The 18848-nt window shown below is 72.9% G+C and carries 17 protein-coding genes; 15 read left to right on the top strand and 2 right to left on the bottom strand.

Going from position 1 to position 18848, the window contains the following annotated elements; genetic code table 11:
- Position 1: 1 nt before the first annotated feature.
- From ACIBEA_RS17185 to ACIBEA_RS17115, 15 genes are all read left to right on the top strand, one after another.
- Positions 2-934 carry an ATP-binding cassette domain-containing protein gene (locus ACIBEA_RS17185; protein WP_399261629.1) on the top strand — a complete coding sequence of 311 codons (933 nt, stop codon included), beginning with the start codon at positions 2-4 and terminating at the stop codon, positions 932-934.
- Complete coding sequence (locus tag ACIBEA_RS17180; protein WP_399261627.1) at positions 931-1758, top strand: ABC transporter permease; 828 nt, start codon at positions 931-933, stop codon at positions 1756-1758. The genes ACIBEA_RS17185 and ACIBEA_RS17180 overlap by 4 nt, the downstream gene beginning before the upstream one ends.
- Positions 1759-1917: 159 nt before the next feature.
- Complete coding sequence (locus tag ACIBEA_RS17175; protein WP_399261625.1) at positions 1918-4926, top strand: amino acid adenylation domain-containing protein; 3009 nt, start codon at positions 1918-1920, stop codon at positions 4924-4926.
- 2 nt (positions 4927-4928) lie between these two features.
- Entirely contained in the window at positions 4929-5912 is a 984-nt protein-coding gene (locus tag ACIBEA_RS17170) for a TauD/TfdA family dioxygenase (protein ID WP_399261623.1), read from the top strand.
- Between the two features lie 16 nt (positions 5913-5928).
- On the top strand, positions 5929-6960 hold the full coding sequence (gene sbnB / locus ACIBEA_RS17165; RefSeq protein WP_399261621.1) for a 2,3-diaminopropionate biosynthesis protein SbnB: 1032 nt from the start codon (positions 5929-5931) through the stop codon (positions 6958-6960).
- 29 nt (positions 6961-6989) lie between these two features.
- Positions 6990-8003 carry a 2,3-diaminopropionate biosynthesis protein SbnA gene (gene sbnA / locus ACIBEA_RS17160; RefSeq protein WP_399261619.1) on the top strand — a complete coding sequence of 338 codons (1014 nt, stop codon included), beginning with the start codon at positions 6990-6992 and terminating at the stop codon, positions 8001-8003.
- Positions 8000-8986, top strand: a complete 987-nt coding sequence (locus tag ACIBEA_RS17155) for a TauD/TfdA family dioxygenase (RefSeq protein WP_399261617.1) — start codon at positions 8000-8002, stop codon at positions 8984-8986. Before sbnA ends, ACIBEA_RS17155 begins: the two co-directional genes overlap by 4 nt.
- Positions 8987-9040: 54 nt before the next feature.
- Positions 9041-9682 carry a response regulator gene (locus ACIBEA_RS17150; RefSeq protein ID WP_399261943.1) on the top strand — a complete coding sequence of 214 codons (642 nt, stop codon included), beginning with the start codon at positions 9041-9043 and terminating at the stop codon, positions 9680-9682.
- Positions 9683-9780: 98 nt separating this feature from the next.
- Positions 9781-10548: an ABC transporter ATP-binding protein gene (locus ACIBEA_RS17145; protein ID WP_399261615.1), complete on the top strand. Its 768-nt coding sequence runs from the start codon at positions 9781-9783 to the stop codon at positions 10546-10548.
- Positions 10542-11879 carry an FtsX-like permease family protein gene (locus ACIBEA_RS17140; RefSeq protein WP_399261613.1) on the top strand — a complete coding sequence of 446 codons (1338 nt, stop codon included), beginning with the start codon at positions 10542-10544 and terminating at the stop codon, positions 11877-11879. The genes ACIBEA_RS17145 and ACIBEA_RS17140 overlap by 7 nt, the downstream gene beginning before the upstream one ends.
- Entirely contained in the window at positions 11876-13093 is a 1218-nt protein-coding gene (locus ACIBEA_RS17135; RefSeq protein WP_399261611.1) for a sensor domain-containing protein, read from the top strand. Before ACIBEA_RS17140 ends, ACIBEA_RS17135 begins: the two co-directional genes overlap by 4 nt.
- A gap of 95 nt (positions 13094-13188) precedes the next feature.
- A complete protein-coding gene (locus tag ACIBEA_RS17130) occupies positions 13189-14184 on the top strand; it encodes an alpha/beta hydrolase (protein ID WP_399261609.1) in 996 nt (331 codons plus the stop codon).
- Positions 14177-15508 (top strand): acyltransferase family protein, encoded by a 1332-nt coding sequence (locus ACIBEA_RS17125; RefSeq protein ID WP_399261607.1) that lies wholly within the window; start codon positions 14177-14179, stop codon positions 15506-15508. The genes ACIBEA_RS17130 and ACIBEA_RS17125 overlap by 8 nt, the downstream gene beginning before the upstream one ends.
- 120 nt (positions 15509-15628) lie before the next feature.
- The gene (locus ACIBEA_RS17120) at positions 15629-16312 is read left to right on the top strand and encodes a class I SAM-dependent methyltransferase (protein ID WP_399261605.1); all 684 of its coding nucleotides are present in this window, start codon (positions 15629-15631) and stop codon (positions 16310-16312) included.
- Positions 16313-16534: 222 nt separating this feature from the next.
- Positions 16535-17692, top strand: a complete 1158-nt coding sequence (locus ACIBEA_RS17115) for a glycosyltransferase family 4 protein (protein ID WP_399261603.1) — start codon at positions 16535-16537, stop codon at positions 17690-17692.
- Between the two features lie 58 nt (positions 17693-17750).
- On the opposite strand, the gene ACIBEA_RS17110 is transcribed toward ACIBEA_RS17115, so the two are convergent.
- Both ACIBEA_RS17110 and ACIBEA_RS17105 read right to left on the bottom strand, forming a co-directional pair.
- Positions 17751-18185, bottom strand: a complete 435-nt coding sequence (locus ACIBEA_RS17110) for a cold-shock protein (protein ID WP_399261601.1) — start codon at positions 18183-18185, stop codon at positions 17751-17753.
- 120 nt (positions 18186-18305) lie between these two features.
- On the bottom strand, positions 18306-18755 hold the full coding sequence (locus tag ACIBEA_RS17105) for an Lrp/AsnC family transcriptional regulator (RefSeq protein WP_354379099.1): 450 nt from the start codon (positions 18753-18755) through the stop codon (positions 18306-18308).
- Positions 18756-18848: the final 93 nt, after the last annotated feature.

Raw genomic sequence — 18848 nt, 5'->3', positions numbered from 1 at the left:
TATGACTCTGGCCATCGAGGTCGAGGGTCTGGTGAAGCGCTTCGGCGCCCACCGGGCCCTCGACGGAGTCGACCTCGCGGTACCCGCCGGGCAGGTCCTGGGCCTCCTCGGCCCGAACGGAGCGGGCAAGACCACGACCGTGCGCGTCCTGGCGACCCTGCTGCGGCCCGATGCCGGGCGGGCCCGGATCTTCGGGTACGACGTGGCGAAGGAGCCCCACCAGGTCCGCCGCTGCATCGCACTGACCGGGCAGTTCGCCTCGGTCGACAAAGAGATATCCGGCAGGGAGAACCTGTACCTCATCGCCCGTCTCCTGGGCGTACCCGCCCGGCGGGCACGGGCGCAGGCGAACGGGATGCTGGAACGGTTCCGGCTCGACGACGTGGGCGGCAAGCTCGCCCGGGAGTACTCCGGCGGCATGCGCCGGCGGCTCGACCTCGCCGCGTCGCTCATGGGCGAACCGAGGCTCATCTGCCTCGACGAGCCGACCACCGGCCTGGACCCGCACAGCCGCAACGAACTGTGGGCCATCGTGAAGGAACGGGCCCGCGCCGGCTCGACCGTCCTGCTCACCACCCAGTACATGGAGGAGGCCGAGGCGCTCGCCGATTCGGTCGTCGTCGTGGACAAGGGACGGGTGATCGCCGCGGGCACGGCCTCGGAGCTGCGGGCCCGCGTGGGCGGCCGCACCTTGGAAGTGCGGCCCGCACACGCCCGGGACCTGGAGGCCCTCGCGGGCAGCCTGACCCTCGAAGGGCTGGACGGCCGGATCGACCGGGAGGCCTGCCTGGTCCGGCTGGCGCTCGTGGAACCGGACGAACTGACCCGTGCGGTACGGGCCGTCACCGCCTCCGCGGTGGAGGTCCTGGCCGTGGACACCAGGGTCGCCAGCCTCGACGAGGCCTTCATCGAACTGACCAGGAGCGCCGCGTGAGCCCGACCACCGACATCGCGCCGACCGCCCGGGTACCCGCTCTCGCCGGCTCCGCCCGCAACGGACCGCGCGACACCCTGCGACAGTCGCTCGCCATCGCCCGGCGCAACATGCTCCAACTGCGCGGCGACCCCGGACAGCTCCTCGACTCCGTGGTCATGCCGATGGTCTTCACGCTGATCTTCCTGTACGTCTTCGGCGGCGCCATCTGGGGGGACCGGCCCGGTGACTACCGGCAGTTCCTGCTCCCCGGGATCATGGTGCAGACGCTGATGTTCGCGTCCCGGTCGACCGGCTACATGCTGGCCGTCGACTTCGACAACGGGGTGATGGACCGGTTCCGGTCCCTGCCCATCGCGCGCTCGGCGGTCCTGACGGGCCGGATCGTGGCCGACATGACCCGGCTCCTGCTGGGCCAGGTCGTCATGCTCCTCTTCGCGGTGCTCATCGGCTTCCGGGTGGAGACCAACTTCCTCTACGCGGCGGCCGCCGTCCTGCTCACCCTGCTGTACGGCACCGCGCTGGCCTGGGTCTCGGCCTTCATCGGCCTCTCGATCCGCAGCCCCAACACCGTCCAGTCGGTGGGCTTCCTATGGATGATCCCGTTCCAGTTCGGCAGTTCCATGCTGGTCCCGACCAGCACGATGCCCGGCTGGCTGCGGACCTTCGCCGAGGTCAACCCCACGACCCTGGTGACGGACGCGTGCCGCAACCTGCTCGGCGGGGGACCGGTCGCCGTGCCCGTCCTCGGCACCGTGCTGTGGAGCGTGGGCCTCATGTGCTTCGCGGTTCCACTGGCGATATCCCGTTATCGACGTCGCTGAAAAGTGATCGATAACGGGAGGGAAACCCTCCCGAATACATTTTCCCCATTCCAACTCCCCGAGTGGAGGAGTCCTCTCATGAGGTCCGGTCATACCGCCGTTCCGCGATGGCAGAGCACTGCCGGTGCGGCACCGGGCACGGCAAGCGTTCGCATTCCCTTGGATCGCGATCCGGAGCCGGCAGAGCTTCTTGCCGCCCACAGCAAGGTCGTCGCGATCCTCAGTGGTGAGGACGAGGTGGCCATCGGCCCCGCGCCCCACCTGGTGCCGGTGGCCGGCACCACCTGGGCCGGCCTGGTGGAGCGCGTCCGTACGGCGCCCGTCGCCCCCGACCACGGCTACGAGAGCGTGGTCGGCGCGACCTCCGACGCGCTGCCCGACGGCGTGGTGTTCGGGGTCCGCGCCACCGACGGCGCACTGGTACTGACGTACCGCACCGAGGACTTCGACGCCGAGCACGCGATGCGGGTCGCCGGCTACCACCGCGCCGCCCTGGACCTCATCGCCACCGAGCCCGGGGCGCCGCACGAGGGCCGCAGCCTGCTCTCCGCCGAGGAGCGCCACCACCAACTCGTGGGGATGGCCGGCCGGGACCGGGAGCTGCCCGACCGCCGCTTCCACGAACTCTTCGAGGACCGGGTGCGCCTGCACCCCGACAAGACGGCCGTGATCATGGGCGAGCACCGGATCAGCTACGCCGAGCTGAACGCCCGCGCCAACCGGATCGGCCGCACCCTCCTCGCCCACGGCCTCGCCGCCGAGGACTGCGTCGCCGTGGTCACCGAGCGCAACCTGGACTGGATGGCGTCCGTCCTCGCCGTGTTCAAGGCGGGCGGCGTCTACGTGCCGATCGAGCCGCACTTCCCGGCGGACCGCATCGGCACCACCCTCGACCGCGCGCAGTGCTCCCTCGTCCTCACGGAACCGGGGAGCGGCACGGGCCTGGAGGAGGCGCTGCGGTCCCGCCCGTCCGTCACCGCCCTGCGCGTCGAGGAGAGCGAGGACGCGGACCCCTCGGACCTCGGCCTCGCCATCGGCCCCGAGCGGCTGGCCTACATCTACTTCACCTCCGGTTCCACCGGCACGCCCAAGGGGGTGATGTGCGAGCACGAGGGCATGCTCAACCACCTCTACGCGAAGACCGACGACCTCGGGGTGGGCGAGGACGACGTCGTCGCACAGGTCGCTCCGCAGTGCTTCGACATCTCGCTCTGGCAGCTCGTCTCGGCCCTGCTGGTCGGCGGCACCACGCTCATCGTGCCGCAGGCGGCGATCCTCGACGTCGAGCGGTTCGTGGAGGTCGCCCGCGACGCGGACGTGGCCCAACTGGTGCCGTCCTACCTCGAAGTGGTGCTCTCGCACCTGGAGGAGCACGGCGGCGACCTCGGTCGCGTCCGCTGCCTCTCGGCCACCGGCGAGGCGCTCAAGAAGGAGCTGGTCGAGCGCTGGTTCGCGGCCTTCCCCGGCACCTCGCTCGTCAACGCCTACGGCCTCACCGAGACCTCCGACGACACCAACCACGAGGTGATGACCGAGCCGCCGCGCGGCGACCGGGTGCCGCTGGGACCCGCCGTCGCCAACGTACGGGTCTACGTCGTCGACCCCGCCCTCGAACCGGTGCCGCTCGGCTCGCCCGGCGAGATCGTGTTCGCCGGGATCTGCGTCGGTCGCGGTTACGTCAACGACCCCGAGCGCACGGCCGCCGCCTACGGCACCGATCCGCACCGCGCGGGCGAACGGCTCTACCGGTCGGGCGACTTCGGCCGCTGGTGCCCCGACGGCAAGCTGGAGTTCCTGGGCCGCCGCGACGCACAGGTGAAGCTGCGCGGCTTCCGCATCGAACTCGGCGAGATCGAGAACCGGCTGCTCGGCGTCACCGGGATCCGCGACACCGCCGTGATCGTCGTCGGCGAGAGCCTGGTCGCGTTCTACGCCGCCGCCGCCGACGTGCCCGTCGAGGAGCTCCGCGGCCGGCTGGGGGCCGCGCTGCCGGAGTACATGGTGCCGAGCCGCTTCCAGCGCCTGGACGCCCTGCCGCTCACCGCCAACAGCAAGATCGACAAGAAGCGGCTGGCGGAGCTGGCGGAGGTGGACGAGGACGGCCCCGAGCCCCCCGTCACCCCGACGGAACGGCGCATCGCCGAGGCCTGGGCGGCCGTCTTCGGCCTGGCGCCCGAACAGGTCGGCCGCGGCAGCCACTTCTTCGACTCGGGCGGCACCTCCCTCTCCGCCGTGCGCCTCGTCGTGAAGCTCGGCCGGGTCGTGTCCCTGAAGGACCTCACCCGCTACCCGATCCTGAGCGACCTGGCCGCATTCGTCGACGGGAGCGCGGCGGTCGACGAGGTCGGGACCGGCGGGCCGGGCGCGGCCGTCGCCCCGGACACCGGGACCGGCCACCTGATCCCCCTGCTGACACCACCCTCCCCGGCCGCCACCCTGGTCTGCTTCCCGTACGCGGGCGGCAACGCCGTCAACTTCCGGCCCCTCGCGGCCGCGTTGACGGACAGCGCGCTGGCCGTCCACGCGGTGGAGCTGCCCGGCCACGACCTCACGGTCGAGAACGAGCCCTTCGCCCCGCTGGAACAGGTCGCCAAGGCCGTCGCGAGCGAGCTCGGCCGGCGCCCCGCGGGACCGGTCATCCTCTGGGGGCACTCCTCCGGAGCCGCCCTGGCCGTCCTGACCGCGCGGCTGCTGGAGGAGCAGGGCCGCGGCCCGCTGGCCGTCCTGATCGGCGGTCAGCTGGTCGGCACCCCCGAGGCCCGGCGCGGTTTCACCGCCGAACTCGCGGCCCTGACCCCCCTGGAGATCGCCGCGCGGCTCGGCGGCGAGGGCGGCTACACCGCGCTGTCCGCCGCGGACACGAGCCGGGCGGAGCTGGTCGGCGCGGCGTACCGGCACGACGTCCGGGAGGCGAACGCCTTCTTCGCCGACGCCGTGGAACAGCCCCCGGCCCGCCCCCTCGCGGCCCCGCTGACCCTCGTGGTCGCCGCCGACGACCCCGCCACCCAGGGCCACGAGAGCGCTCTCGACGCCTGGCGCGTCCTCGCCCGGTCCGTAGAGGTCCGCGAACTGCCCGACGGCGGGCACCACTTCTTCCGCACCAGGCCGGCGCAGACCGCCGCCGTGGTGCGGGCCGTCCATGACACGCACGACAGAGAGCGAGTGTGAAAGTGCCGACGCACGACACGGATCCCTTCGCCGGATTCGACGGACAGCGTGAAGAGGGCCGCCCGGCCATCGTCACCGTGGCCGCCGCGGCGGACCCGGTGGCCTGGGCCGCCGAACACCGCGAGGCGCTCTACCGGGTCGTCGCCTCGCAGGGCGCCGTCCTGGTGCGCGGTCTGGGGCTGCACGACGCCGCCGGCGCGGCCGCGGTCCTGACCACCCTCGGGAAGGACCTCGTACCCGAGCGCGAGGCGTTCGCGCCCCGCTGGACCTACGACGACCGCATCTACTCGTCCTCCAAGTGGCCGCCGAACCAGCCCATGTGCATGCACCACGAGCTGAGCTACGCGCTGGAGTTCCCGGCCACCATGGCCTTCGCCTGCCTGAGCGCGCCCACCAGCGGCGGGGCCACCGCCCTGGCCGACGCGGGCCGCGTCCTGGAGCAACTGCCCGCGGACCTCGTCGAGCGCTTCGAGCGGGAGGGCTGGCTGCTGAAGCGCAGCTACACCGAGGACATCGGCGTCCCGTGGACCGAGGCCTTCGGCACCACCGACCGCGCCGAGGTCGAGCGGTACTGCCTGGCCAACGAGATCTCCTTCACCTGGCACGGCGACGACCTGCGCACCAGCCAGCGCCGCCCGGCCGTGCTGCGCCACCCCGCCGACGGCAGGCGGCTCTGGTTCAACCAGATCGCCTTCCTCAACGAGTGGACGATGGCGCCCGAGGTCCGCGAGTACCTCGTCGACGTCTACGGGCCCGAGGGCCTGCCCTTCAACACGAGCTTCGGCGACGGCGGCGAGATCACCGAGGACGTCGTCGCACTGATCAACAAGGTGTACGACTCCGTCACCGTCGCCGAGCCGTGGCGCCCGGGCGACCTGATGCTCGTCGACAACCTCCGCACGGCGCACAGCCGGCTGCCGTACGACGGGGCGCGCGAGGTGCTCGTCGCGATGGCGAACCCCACCACCCGATCCGCATCCGCATAGAGGTCCGAGGATCCAGATGACGAAGCACAACCCGACCTTCTCCGTGATCTCAGGCCGACAGGTGCAGCGTGCGCTGAGCGGCCAGGAGAAACTGGTCACGGAGATCATCGAGGCGGCGTACCACGCGCACGGCGAGGGCCGGACGGTCAACCCGCCCTCCTACTTCCTCCAGTTCCCCGACCGCCCCACGGCCCGCATCATCGCCCTGCCCGCATCGCTCGGCGGCGACGACGGCGTGGACGGACTCAAGTGGATCTCCAGCTTCCCGGAGAACGTGCGGTCCGGGCTGCCGCGCGCCTCCGCCGTCCTGATACTCAACGATCCGCGCACGGGGTACCCGTACGCCTGCCTGGAGAGTTCGATCATCAGCGCGAGCCGGACGGCCGCGTCCGCCGCGCTCGCCGCCGACCGGCTCACCCGCGAACGGGGGCGCCCCACCAAGGTGGGCTTCGTGGGCACCGGCCTGATCGCCCGCTACCTGCACACCTACCTGGCGGGCACGGACTGGTCCTTCGACGAGGTCGGCGTGCACGACCTGTCGGCCGACCACGCGGCGGGCTTCGCGGACTACCTGGACCGCTCCGGCGAGAGCGGCCGGGTGACGGTGCACGACACCGTGGACGAGCTGATCCGCGCCAGCGACCTGGTGGTCTTCGCCACCGTGGCGGGCACCCCGTACGTCACCGACCCGGAGCTGTTCGCACACCACCCGGTGGTGCTGCACGTCTCGCTGCGCGACCTGGCCCCGGAGATCATCCTCGATTCCGTCAACTACGTCGACGACGTCGAGCACTGCCTCAAGGCCAACACCTCGCCGCACCTGGCCGAACAGCTCACCGGGAACCGGGACTTCATCGCCGGCACCCTCCACGACGTGATGACGGGCCGCGCGACGGTCCCGACCGACCGCACGGTGGTCTTCTCCCCGTTCGGCCTCGGCGTGCTCGACCTGGCGGTCAGCGCCCATGTGTACGACCAGGTCTCGCGCAGCGGCGACCTGCAGGTGGTCGAGGACTTCTTCCACGAGATGAACCGTTACGGCGGCTAGGGGCAACTGCCCGAGAAGGGGAGGTAGCTGTGCCGATCATCTCAGAGGCGCAGGAGTACCACGAGGAGGACCTGTTCGTCGATCTACGGCGAACCTTCGGGCGCAGGCTCTTCCTCAAGTGCGAAGGGTTCAACTTCGCCGGTTCGATCAAGCTCAAGGCCGCACGGGCCATGGTCGAGGCCGCCGAGGCGAGCGGGGTCCTGCGGCCCGGATCCATCCTGGTGGAGTCGTCGTCGGGCAACCTCGGCGTCGCGCTGAGCATCCTTGCCGCCAGCAAGGGCTACCAGTTCGTCTGCGTCACCGACAACAGGTGCAACCTGGCCACCAAGCAGCTCATCGAGTCCGTGGGCGGCACGGTCTACACCGTCACCGAGCCCGCGGCGGAGGGCGGGTTCCTCGGGGCGCGCCTGCGCCTGGTGCGGGAACTGTGCGAGTCGGACGAGCGCTACGTCTGGCTGAACCAGTACGCGAATCCCAACAACGCGCTGGCGCACTACCGGTCGACGGCCCCGGCGATCGCCGCGCGCTTCCCCGACCTGAAGGTGGCCTTCATCGGGGCCGGTACCACCGGCACCCTCATGGGGTGCGCCCGGTACTTCAAGGAGAAGCGGCCGGACGTCACGGTCGTGGCGGTCGACGCCGTCGGCTCGGTCACCTTCGGCGGCCCGTCGCTGCCGCGGATGATCCCCGGTCTCGGCACCGGGGTGCGCCCGCCGCTGCTCGACCGCTCCTACATCGACGACGTGGTGCACGTCGCCGAGGCGGAGACGATCCGCGCCTGCCGCCGACTGGCCGCCCGGGGCTTCCTCTTCGGCGGCTCCACCGGAACCGTGATCAGCGGCGCCCTGCGCTGGCTGGACGAGCACGCCCCGGGCGAAGAGCTCACCGCGGTGGCGATCGCACCCGACCTGGGCGACCGGTACTTGGACTCGGTCTACCACCAGGGCTGGGTCGAGGAGATATACGGCAGCGCAGCGCTCGCCGACGAATTCGAGAGGCCCGAGGAAGTGGCGATGATGTCCAGTACGGGTGGTGTCCGATGACGGAGCTGCTGGAGAACGGCATCGGCGAGGAGACCGCCTTCGCGCTCGGCGGCGCGGCCGCCGCCCTGGTGGAAGCCGCCGCGCGGGAGCTGCTCGACGTCGCCGACGGCCGGGTCGACTCGCCCGAGTTCGTGGCGGCGGCCCGGGACGCGTGGGAGGGCCTGCCGGCCCCGCTGCGCCAGGAGATCCGCCGGTTCCGCCGGCACTCGGGCCCCCGGGGCCGACTGCTGGTCCGCGGGCTCCCCGTGGGCGACGACACCCGGGACACCCCCTCCGTCGCGGGCTCGGTCCAGCGGGAGTCCTCCGTCGTCGCCGCGACCCTCCTCATGGTGGCCTGCGGACTCGGCGACCCCGTCGGGTTCCTCCAGGAGAAGTCGGGCGCCCTGGTGCACGACGTCGTACCGGTCGCGGGGCTGGAGCGGTTCCAGGGCAACGCGGGCTCGGTCCAGCTCTCCTTCCACACCGAGAACGCGTTCCACGAGCACCGTCCGGACTTCGTCATGCTGCTGTGCCTGCGCGCCGACCACGAAGGGGTCGCGGGCACCCGCACCGCGTGCGTCCGCGAGATCCTGGACCTGCTCAGCCCGGCCGCCAGGAAGCAGCTGAGCCTGCCGGAGTTCATCACCGACGCCCCGCCCTCCTTCGGGCCGGGCTGCCAGGGCGCCGTCCACCACCCCGTGCTGGGCGGCGCGTGGGACGACCCGGACCTGCGGGTGGACTTCGCCGCCACCCGGGCGACCACCGAAGAGGGCACCGCGGCCCTCGCCGAACTGGGTGAACTCTTCGAACGGGTGTCGTCCACGTCCGAACTGATGCCGGGCGACCTGGTTATCGTCGACAATCACGTCACCGCGCACGGCCGCACCGCCTTCACCCCGCGCTACGACGGCAGGGACCGCTGGTTGCAGCGCACCTTCGTGCACAGCGCGCTGCGCCGCTCGCGGGGTCGGCGCCCGGACGACGGGTACGTGCTGGTTGAATGAAAGTCCGGTCGACGGCGCACCGCCGACCGCGAACGGGGGGAGCGCACAGTGCGAGTGGTCATCGCCGAGGACTCGGTCATTCTCCGTGAGGGCATGGTGGAGCTGCTGACCGCCCGTGGCTGCGACATCGTCGCCACCGCGGGCGACGCGGACGAACTGCTGGCCGCGGTGGCCGAGCACGCCCCCGACGTCGCCGTGGTCGACATCCGCATGCCGCCGACCCACACCGACGAGGGCATCCGCGCGGCCGTCCAACTGCGCGCGGACCACCCTGAGGTGGGCGTCCTCGTCTTCTCCCAGCACGCCGAGCCGTCATGGGCGGCCCGGCTGCTGGCGGGAGAGGCGTCGGGCGTCGGCTACCTGCTCAAGGAGCGCGTCGCCGCCACCGCCGACTTCGTCGAAGCGCTGCGCCGGGTCGCGGCGGGCGGCGTGGCCCTCGACCCGGAGATCGTCAGCCGCATGCTGAACCGGGGCACCCGCCCCCTCGACCGGCTGACCGCCCGCGAACGCGAGGTCCTGGACCTGATGGCCCAGGGCCACTCGAACCGCTCCGTCTCCGCCCTGCTCGTGATCTCGGAGCGGGCGGTGGAGAAGCACGCGGCCTCGGTGTTCGCCAAGTTCGGCCTCCCCGCGACCGAAGCCGACAACCGCCGCGTCAAGGCCGTCGTCGCGTACTTGCAGGAGGTCGGTCCCTAGACCGCCCCTCCCGCTGCGCGTGGGGGGCGGATATCCGAACCCCGAAGTCGGGAGGTAGCACCGTGGTCCGGGGCGGCCCAGCGGCCAAGAATAGAGACATGTCACCGAGCACCGAGACCCCTGTCCGGCCCACCGTGGAAACGGGTACGGGCCTTCGCGCCGCAGACCTGCACCGCTCGTACGGCCGTGGCCGCGGCGCGGTGCACGCCCTGCGCGGCGTGGACATCGGCTTCGAGCCCGGCACCTTCACCGCGGTGATGGGCCCGTCCGGGTCGGGCAAGTCGACCCTGTTGCAGTGCCTCGCGGGCATGGACCAGCCGACCTCCGGCACGGTCCACTGGGGCCCCACCGAGATCACCGCCCTGCCCGAGCGGCGGCTCGCCCTGCTGAGGCGGGCCGAAGCGGGCTTCATCTTCCAGTCCTACAACCTGATGCCCGCCATGACGGTCGAGCAGAACGTCGCCCTGACCGCCAGGCTGGCGGGCCACCGGGTGGACTGGGACGCGGTCCGCGCCGCGCTCGCCCAGGTGGGCCTCGCGGACCGTCGCAAGGAACGGCCCGGCCGGCTCTCCGGCGGCCAGCAGCAGCGCGTCGCCGTGGCGCGCGCCCTGTACGCCCGGCCGCGCATCCTCTTCGCCGACGAGCCGACGGGCGCCCTCGACCGGGCCACCGGCCGGGAAGTGCTGTGGTTGCTGCGCGAGGGCGTCGAGGTCGAAGGCCGCACCTGCGTGATGGTGACGCACGATCCGGTCGCCGCGAGCTTCGCGGACCGGGTCGTCATCCTCGCCGACGGCGTCCTGGTCGACGAGCTGGTCCGCCCCTCCGCCGCACTGATCGCCGAGAAGCTGGGTGGGCTGGGATGCTGAGGCTCGCCCTGGGAATCCTGCGGTCCAGGCCCTCCTCCTTCGCCGGACTGGCCGCGGCGCTCCTGCTGGCCGTCACCGTGATCACGCTCTTCGGCTCCCTCATCGCCACGGCGATCGACGGCGGCGGCGGCTCCCGGCTCGGACTGATCGGCGGAGCGTTCGGTGAGATCGCGATGCTGATGGCGCTGTTCGTCGTCGCCAACACGCTCGCGCTCGCCGTACGGCAGCAGGCCCGCGCCATGGCCCTGCTGCGGACCACCGGCGCGACCCCCGCCCAGATCAAGCGGCTGGTCCGGTGCCAGGTGCTGCTGGTGACCCTCTTCGTCTCGCCGCCCGCGTGGCTGATGGGCTCCTGGGGCGCGCGCTGGTTCCTGACCGAGCTGGTCGCCCGGGACATCGCCCCGGCCGGGGCGGCCGTGTCGTGGTCGGCCGGCCCCCCGCTGATCGGGACGGCCGCGACGCTGCTGGTCGGCGTCGGCGCCACCAAGATCGCCGCACGCCGCACCGTCCGCGGCCGGCCGTCCGCGGCGCTCGCGCAGACGACCGAACAGGGCCGCACCGGCTGGCTCCGGACCATCGCGGGACTGCTCGTCCTCGGCGGCGCCGTGCCCCTCGTGGTGTTCACCTCGCGCCAACCCGTGGACAAGTCCGTCCAGATCGCCCTGCTCGGCACCCTGCTCCTCATGATCGCGGTCGGGCTGCTCGGCCCCCTGCTGGCACGGCTCGCGATGGCCCTGCTCGGTCTGCCCTTCCGGCTGTCGGGCGCACGGCACCGCGGTGAGGCCGGTGGCGCCCTCGCCGCCGACAACCTGCGCGGACACGCCCACCGACTGTCCTCCGCGGTGGTGCCGATCGCCCTGCTGGTCGGGCTCTCGACCACCTTCGCCGCCGTCACCGCGACCCTCGAACAGGTCGCTCCGCCCGGCGCGTACGCCCGGAGCGACATCTGGTTGCGCGGGGTGGAGCTGGCCATGCTGGCCGGTTTCGGCGCGGTGGCCACGGTGAACACGCTCGCCTCCCTGACCGTCGCGAGGCGACGGGAGTACGCGCTCCTCACGCTGACCGGTGCCACCCGGCGCCAGCTCATGCGGATGCTGGGCACCGAGGCCGCCCTGACCGCCTCGGCCGGAGTCCTGCTGGGCATCGCGGTCGCGGCCCCCATGAGCATGGCCTTCTCGGTGGCCGCCACGGGCTCCCCGGTCCCCGTGGTCCCGCTCCAGACCTACGGCCCCCTGGTGCTCGGGTCGGTGGCCCTGACCGTGCTGACGATCCTGGTCACCGGCGCCCGGGCCACCTCCGAACCGGCCCTCTCCGCCGTGGCCGCGCCGTGACGGCGCCCCGCCCCGGCGACGGGGTGCGCGAGCCGTGGTGGCGGATCCGGCCGGGGGCGCTCGCCATGGCCCTCACCGGGCCGCCGCTCTCGGTGCTCGGCGCCGCCTACGTCGCGGTCGTCCTCTACACCGGCGGTCTGCTCTCGCTGACCCTGATCGGGTTGCCGCTGCTCGCGGTCGGCCTGCGCGGAGCCCGCCACCTCGGCCGGGCCCACGCCCGGCTGGTACGGGCGCTGCTCGGCGAGGTCGTCGCCGCCCCGGCGCCCCCGGTCGCCGCCGGCGGCCCGGTCCGCTGGGTCCGCGGCGCCCTGACCGACGTGAGCGCCTGGCGCGGGATGCTCTACCTGCTGCTCCGGCTGCCGGTCGACCTCCTGGCCTTCGTCGCGACCATCGGCCTGCCGGTCTTCGGCGTGTGGAGCGCCGTCTGGGCACTGTCCAGCGGCGAGCCGCCGTGGCTGGTGGCGGCCGCCGTCGCCTGCTGCCCGGCCGCGCTGGCGCTCACCCCGGTGGCGTCCCGCGCGATGATGGACCTGCACCGGCTGCTGGCCCGCACGCTGCTCGGCCCCACCCCCTCCCAACTGCGCGTCCGCACCCTGGAACGGGCGCGCAGCACGGCCCTCACCGAGAGCGACCGCAGCCTGCGGCAGTTCGAGCGCGACCTGCACGACGGTACGCAGGCCCAGCTCGTCGCGATCGCCATGACGCTCTCGCTCACCGCGGACGCGCTCGACGGCGCCCCGCACCTCGACCGGCCCCGGGCCCTGGTCGCCCGGGCCCGCACCCAGACCGACGCGGCCATCGCCGAGCTGCGGCGCCTGATCGACGGGATCAGCCCCGCCGCCCTCGACCGGGGACTGCTCGACGCACTGCCCCGACTGACCGAGCAGGCCGGTGTGCCCGTCACGCTGACGGTGGACGTGCCCGAGCGGCCGGACCCCGTGATCGAACGGGTGGCGTACTTCTGCGTCGCCGAACTGCTCACGAACGTCAGCAAGCACAGCGGCGCGACGCGGGCCTCGGTGGACGCGGACCTCGTCGGGAAGCAGCTGAGGATCACGGTCGCCGACAACGGCGCCGGCGGCGCCCGGATCGGGGCGGGCAGCGGCCTGCTCGGTCTGCGCGAACGGCTGGCCGCCGTCGACGGGACCCTCAGACTCGACAGCCCACCCTCGGGCTCGACCACCGCCGTGCTCGAACTACCCGTCCGGATCTGACCCCGGCCGATCCGGCCCCACCGGCGTTCGAGGCGCCGTTCTCCACCGGTCCGACACATCGGGCCGAGCCATGCCCACAGGAAGGGAAGCTGACCATGCGTGCTGCGCGGATCAGACACGGAATGCTGGTGGCCGCCGTCGCGGGGTGCATCGTCGCGTCCGTCAACGCCGCCACCGCCTCGGCGGTGCCCGGCCTGCCGACCGCCCCCCGGTACGCCGCCGCCGCGGCGCAGGACCTGCCCGGCCGCTACGCGGAGAACCGCCGCTACCTCGCCGACGCCGCCGCGGCGGCCGACCGGATGGGCGACACCGGACGGGCCGGGGTGCTGCGCGAACTCGGCGCCCCCGAGCGGAACTTCCTCGACGTCGACGCCACGGGCGACGGCCAGGCGGTGGAGGTGCTCGGCGACCTGGCGCACGCCCAGCGGATCGCCCTCCTGGTGCCGGGCGCGGACACCACCATCGACACCTTCGACCACCTCGGCTCCCCGCACTCCTCGGTGGGCGGCGGAACCCGCGCGCTCTACGACGAGATGCGCGCCCTCGACCCCGGGACCCGGGTCGCGGTCATCGGCTGGTACGGCTACCGGGCCCCCCGCACCAAGAGCCGCGACACGGTGACGCAGGACCGGGCGGTGGAGGGCGGAGCCCAACTGCGCGACCAGCTCCTGCGGCTGCGCGACCTCGGCCCGGACGCCTCCGTCGCCCTGTTGTGCCACTCGTACGGCTCCGTGGTGTGCGCGGACGCGGTGCGCGGTACGGACCGCTGGACGTCGTCCGCCCTGACCGGCGTGGCCGTCTTCGGCAGCCCGGGCCTGGGCGTCGATTCGGTCTCCGCCCTGCGGATCCCCGTCCCGTTCTGGGCCGGCCGGGGGAGCCGGGACTGGATCGCCAACGTGCCCCACGTCCAGTTCACCCTGGGCGGCGAGCGCCTGGGCTTCGGCGCCGACCCGGCGTCCCCGGACTTCGGCGCCCGGACGCTCCCCACCGGCGACAGCCCGCACGGCGGCTACCTGCGCCCCGGCGGCCCGGCCCTGCGGAACATCGCCCTGATCGGCCTGGGCCGGGGAGCGGCGGTGTCCCGTGGCTGATCTCCAGGTCCGCCCCGCCACCGTGCCCGCCCCCCGCCGGACCGCGCCCCGCCCCGCCCCCGCGGCGCCCGCCCGGCCGAGCGCGCGGGACCGGCTGCACCGGGCCGTGCTGCGGATCGACGCGGCGACACCGTCCTCCCGGGACCGTGCGGTCGACGCCTTACGGGCCTACTCCATCCTCGGCGTGGTGCTCGGCCACTGGCTGGTGAGCGCGGTGGTGCTCCGGTCCGGCGGTCATCTGGCCGGCGACAGCCCCCTGCGCCACGTCCCGGCCCTGACGCCGCTGACCTGGGTGCTCCAGCCGCTCGCCCTCTTCTTCTTCGTCGGCGGCCGCGTCGGATCCCAGAGCTACGCCTCGGCCGTCGCCGCCGGCACCGGCTACCGCGCCTGGCTGGCCCGAAGGCTGCGGCAGCTGCTGCGCCCGGCGCTGGCCCTGCTGGCCGTGTGGACCCTGGTCCTCATCGGGCTCGCCGCGGCGGGCGCGGCGTACGAGACGGTGCGCACCCTGGTGCAACTCGCCCTCTCGCCCCTCTGGTTCCTCTGCGTGTACGCGGCGATCACCGCGGCCACCCCGCTGATCCGGCGGTGCCCCGGCCGCCTCGCCCTCGCGGCCTGCGCCCTGGTCGCCGCCCCGGACCTGGCCCGAGCCCTGGTGGGCGACGCGGCAGGACCGGGCGCCCTCCGGTCGCTGAACGTCCTCGCGGGCTGGCTGGTCCCCTACGCGCTGGGCGCGCTCTGGGCGGCGGGCGGCCTCGCCCGGCGCGGGCACGCCGTCGCCCTGCTGATCGGCGGCGCGAGCACGCTGGCGGCCCTGGTCCTGTGGTGCGGCTACCCGGCGAGCATGGTCGGCGTCCCCGGGGCCGCGGTGTCCAACCTCAGCCCGCCGACCCCGGCGGCCGTCTGCTTCGGGGTGGCCCAGTGCGGCCTCGGACTGCTGCTGTGCGGAGCGCTGCGCCGCCTGACCGGGCAGCGGGAGCGGCCGAACCCGCCGCCCGCGGCGGGTGCGGGTGCGGGTGCGGGTGCGCCCGTACGGGCCACCGCCGGTCAGTTCCGCTGGGCGGCCGTGGCGTTGCTGAACCTCTCGGCCATGACGGTCTTCCTCTGGCACCAGACGTCCATGCTCGCCACCACCGTGGTGGCGCTCGGTCTCGGCGGCTACTGGTCCGGCCTGCACACCGCGCCGGACGGTCCGCTCTGGGTGCTCTTCCGCCTGGCCTGGCTCCCCGTCTTCGCCGGCGTGCTCGCCCTCTGCTGGCTGTCGTTCCGCGACCTGGAGCGATCGGCCCGGCGGCGACCCCGCGAGCACGCCGTGCACGTCCGTTGAACCCCACCAGCTGTAAGGAGAAATCTCGTGACCGTTTCCCAGGGTGTCGGGAGTTCCGCAGAGCGCTGTGTCCGCGGGGCCTCCCCGCGGCGTTCCGGTAGTCCCCTGCACGATCTGACCGTGGAATCCGTGGCGGCGCTCTACGAAAAGTACGCGAAGGACCTGCGCCTGGTCAGGGACGAGCAGCGGGAGTTCCTGACGTGGCGCGGCACGTCGATGAAGGCGCAGCTCGACGACTACGAGGCGGAGATCACCTATCTACTGCTGCGCGAGCACCGCCCCGGGACGGTGGTGGAGATCGGCACGTTCCACGGCTGGTCCACGATGTGGATCCTCAGCGCCCTGCGGGACAACGGCACGGGCCACCTGCACTCCTTCGACATCGTCGACCGGGTGCTGAGCAACGTGCCGGCGGAGCTCTCGGCGGACCGCTGGACCTTCACCAAGGGCGACGTCAGGGACCGGCTCGACGGGATTCCCGCCGGGACCGACTACCTCTTCATCGACGCCGACCACGGTGCCCGGTTCGCCCGTTGGTACGTCGAGAACCTGTTCCCGAAGATGCGCGCGGGGACCCCGACCAGCGTCCACGACGTCTTCCACGGGCGGCGCACGAAGCCGCTCAGCGAGGGGTCGGTGCTCGTGAAGTGGCTCGCGGAGCGGTCCATCCCCTACTTCACGCCGTCGGCCGCGAAGGCTCCCGAGGTCATCGAGCACCTCGGCGCGACGAAGCAGCGCCTGGGCCTCGACGTCCCGGTCCGCACCAGCGGCCACAACCCGATGGTGTTCTTCACCCTGCGCTGACGCGCGGGCCGGACACCGCCGCCGAAGACGGCCCTGGCGGCGAACACCCCCGCGCCGCCAGGGCTCCCGCACCACCGGCTCCGCCGCGTACCGTCCCCCGCTACGCGGCGCACCGGTGGGGCGACGGAGCGTGGGCGCGGGTGACCGAGGTCACGGACGAGTTCGGCAATATGCCGGTCACAGTGCGTCCGATCGCCTTCCGTTGAAGGATCCTGGACTGTCATGGGCTCCACTCTTGTCATCACCAACGACTTCCCGCCGCGCCAGGGGGGCATCGAGACCTTCGTCCACGCCATGACCACCCGGGTCCCGGGCGGTGACGTCGTCGTCTACACCTCGCACGAAGAGGGGGGAGCGGCCTACGACGCCACGCTCCCCTTCCCCGTCGTCCGGGACACCAGCGGCATGTTGCTGCCGACCGGTCGGGTCACGAAGAAGGCCGTCGAGATAGCCCGGGCCCACGGCTGCGACCGGGTCTGGTTCGGTGCGGCCGCGCCGCTCGCCATGATGGCCCCGGCCCTGCGCGCGAACGGCGTGCGGCGCATCGTCGCCACCACCCACGGCCACGAGATCTGGTGGGCCCGGCTGCCCGGTGCCCGGCGGATGATGCGCCGCATCGGTGACGGCGTGGACGTGGTCACCTACCTCGGCGAGTACACGCGGTCCCGGATAGCCCCGGCGCTCGGTCCGACGGCCGAGCTGAGCCGCCTGGTGCCGGCCGTCGACGCGGACGCCTACCGCCCCGACCCGGACGCGGGCGCCGCGCTGCGCGCCGAACTGGGGCTGGAGGGCAAGCGGATCATCCTGTGCGTGGCCCGTCTGGTGCCGCGCAAGGGGCAGGACAAGCTGATCGAGGCGATGCCGCTGATCCGTCGACAGGTGCCCGACGCGGTGCTGTTGGTGGTCGGCCAGGGGCCGCACGAGGCCCGGCTGCGCAAGCTGGCGCTGCGGCACGGCGGCGAGGACGCGGTCCGCTTCGTGGGCGGCAAGACCCACCGGGAGACCCCGCGGTACTACGCGGCGGCCGACGTCTTCGCGATGCCGTGCCGGACCCGCAAGGGCGGGCTGGAGGCGGAAGGCCTCGGCATCGTCTTCCTGGAGGCCGCGGCCAGCGGCCTGCCGGTGGTCGTCGGCGACTCCGGCGGGGCCCCCGACACGGTGCTCGACGGCACCACCGGGCGCGTCGTGGACGGCACCGACCCGGCGGTCGTGGCCGCCGTGCTGACCCGGCTGCTGCTGGACGCGGGACGGGCCGCGCAGATGGGCGCCGCGGGCCGCGAGTGGGCGCGGGAGTCCTGGTCGTGGGACGCGCAGGCGCAGCACCTGACCCGCCTGCTCGACCCGGCCCACGCGCCGGTCCCCGACGCGCGCACCTCCTGAGCCGGCGGAGCGCCGTCCCCGCACCGGGGCCCGGTGCGGGGACGGCGCACGGGACGGCCTAGCCCTCGATCCACCCGTGGCCCTGGGCCACCTGGAGGAAGCGGTTGCGGACCTGGACGATCTGGGCGCCGGTCAGGGTGGGCACCGACTCCAGGAGCACCTCGGTCACTTCGCGCAGGTACTGGCTGCGGCTCAGCGCGTCGCACAGGGCGTCGTCGCCGGTCGCGGCCCGCCCGGTGGAGGTTCCCGTGGAGGGCGCAGAGGTCGCGGCAGCCGCAGGCGGCGTCACGGGAGTGCCGTCCGGGTTCGTGGCGAGCCGGACCGAGGAGGCCTTCAGGCCGCGGTCCCCGTCCTCCACCTCGAATTCGAGCGCGGTCCCGGAGCGCACGTAGGACTCCGGGATCAGCATGTCGTTCACGTGGAGGAAGACGTCCTCCCCACCATCTTCCGGAGCGATGAACCCGTAACCCCGGGTACCGTCGAACCGGATCACACGACCAGAAACCACACCAACCCCCAATGGACTTCGGGCACCTGTGCCCGGACAACACCACCGGGCCACCCTAGTGCGCCGCGCGCCGGGGCGGGGGCGCCGCCGTGGTGATCCGTCAGCTCACACCGGCAACCCCGTCGGCTCCTTGATCCGTTTCATGATGATCTGCGAGTTGACCTCGGTGATCCCGGTCAGCGCGGTCAGCTGCTCGATCCACAGCCGTTCGTACGCCCGCAGGTCCGCGACCGCGATCCGCAGCAGGCAGCCGGGGCTGCCGAAGAGCCGGTAGGCCTCGATCACGTCCGGAATGTCCTGGAGGGCCGCCTCGAAGGCCTCGACGGACTCGCGGTCGCGGCGCACCTCGACCGAGACCAGCACCTCGAAGCCGCGCCCGACGGCGTCCGGATCGATCACCGCCCGGTAGCCCTGGATCACCCCGTCCTGTTCCAGCTGGCGGACCCGGCGCATGCAGGGGGAGGGGGTGAGGCCCACCCGCTGGGCCAGCTCCTGGTTGGTGAGCCGTCCGTCCTTCTGTAGCTCGCGCAATATTTCACGGTCGATGGCGTCCATGGAGCAATCATCACCCATCGCGTGTTAAATCCAGGGCTGAAATCGCAATCACATTGCGCGTAGATGTTCCTATGATTGCTGGATACGAATACA

It is taken from the genome of Streptomyces sp. NPDC051555 (assembly GCF_044454405.1).
Classification (GTDB): domain Bacteria; phylum Actinomycetota; class Actinomycetes; order Streptomycetales; family Streptomycetaceae; genus Streptomyces.
Note: the sequence above shows the minus strand (reverse complement) of the source record. Positions and strands in the feature narration are given on the sequence as shown.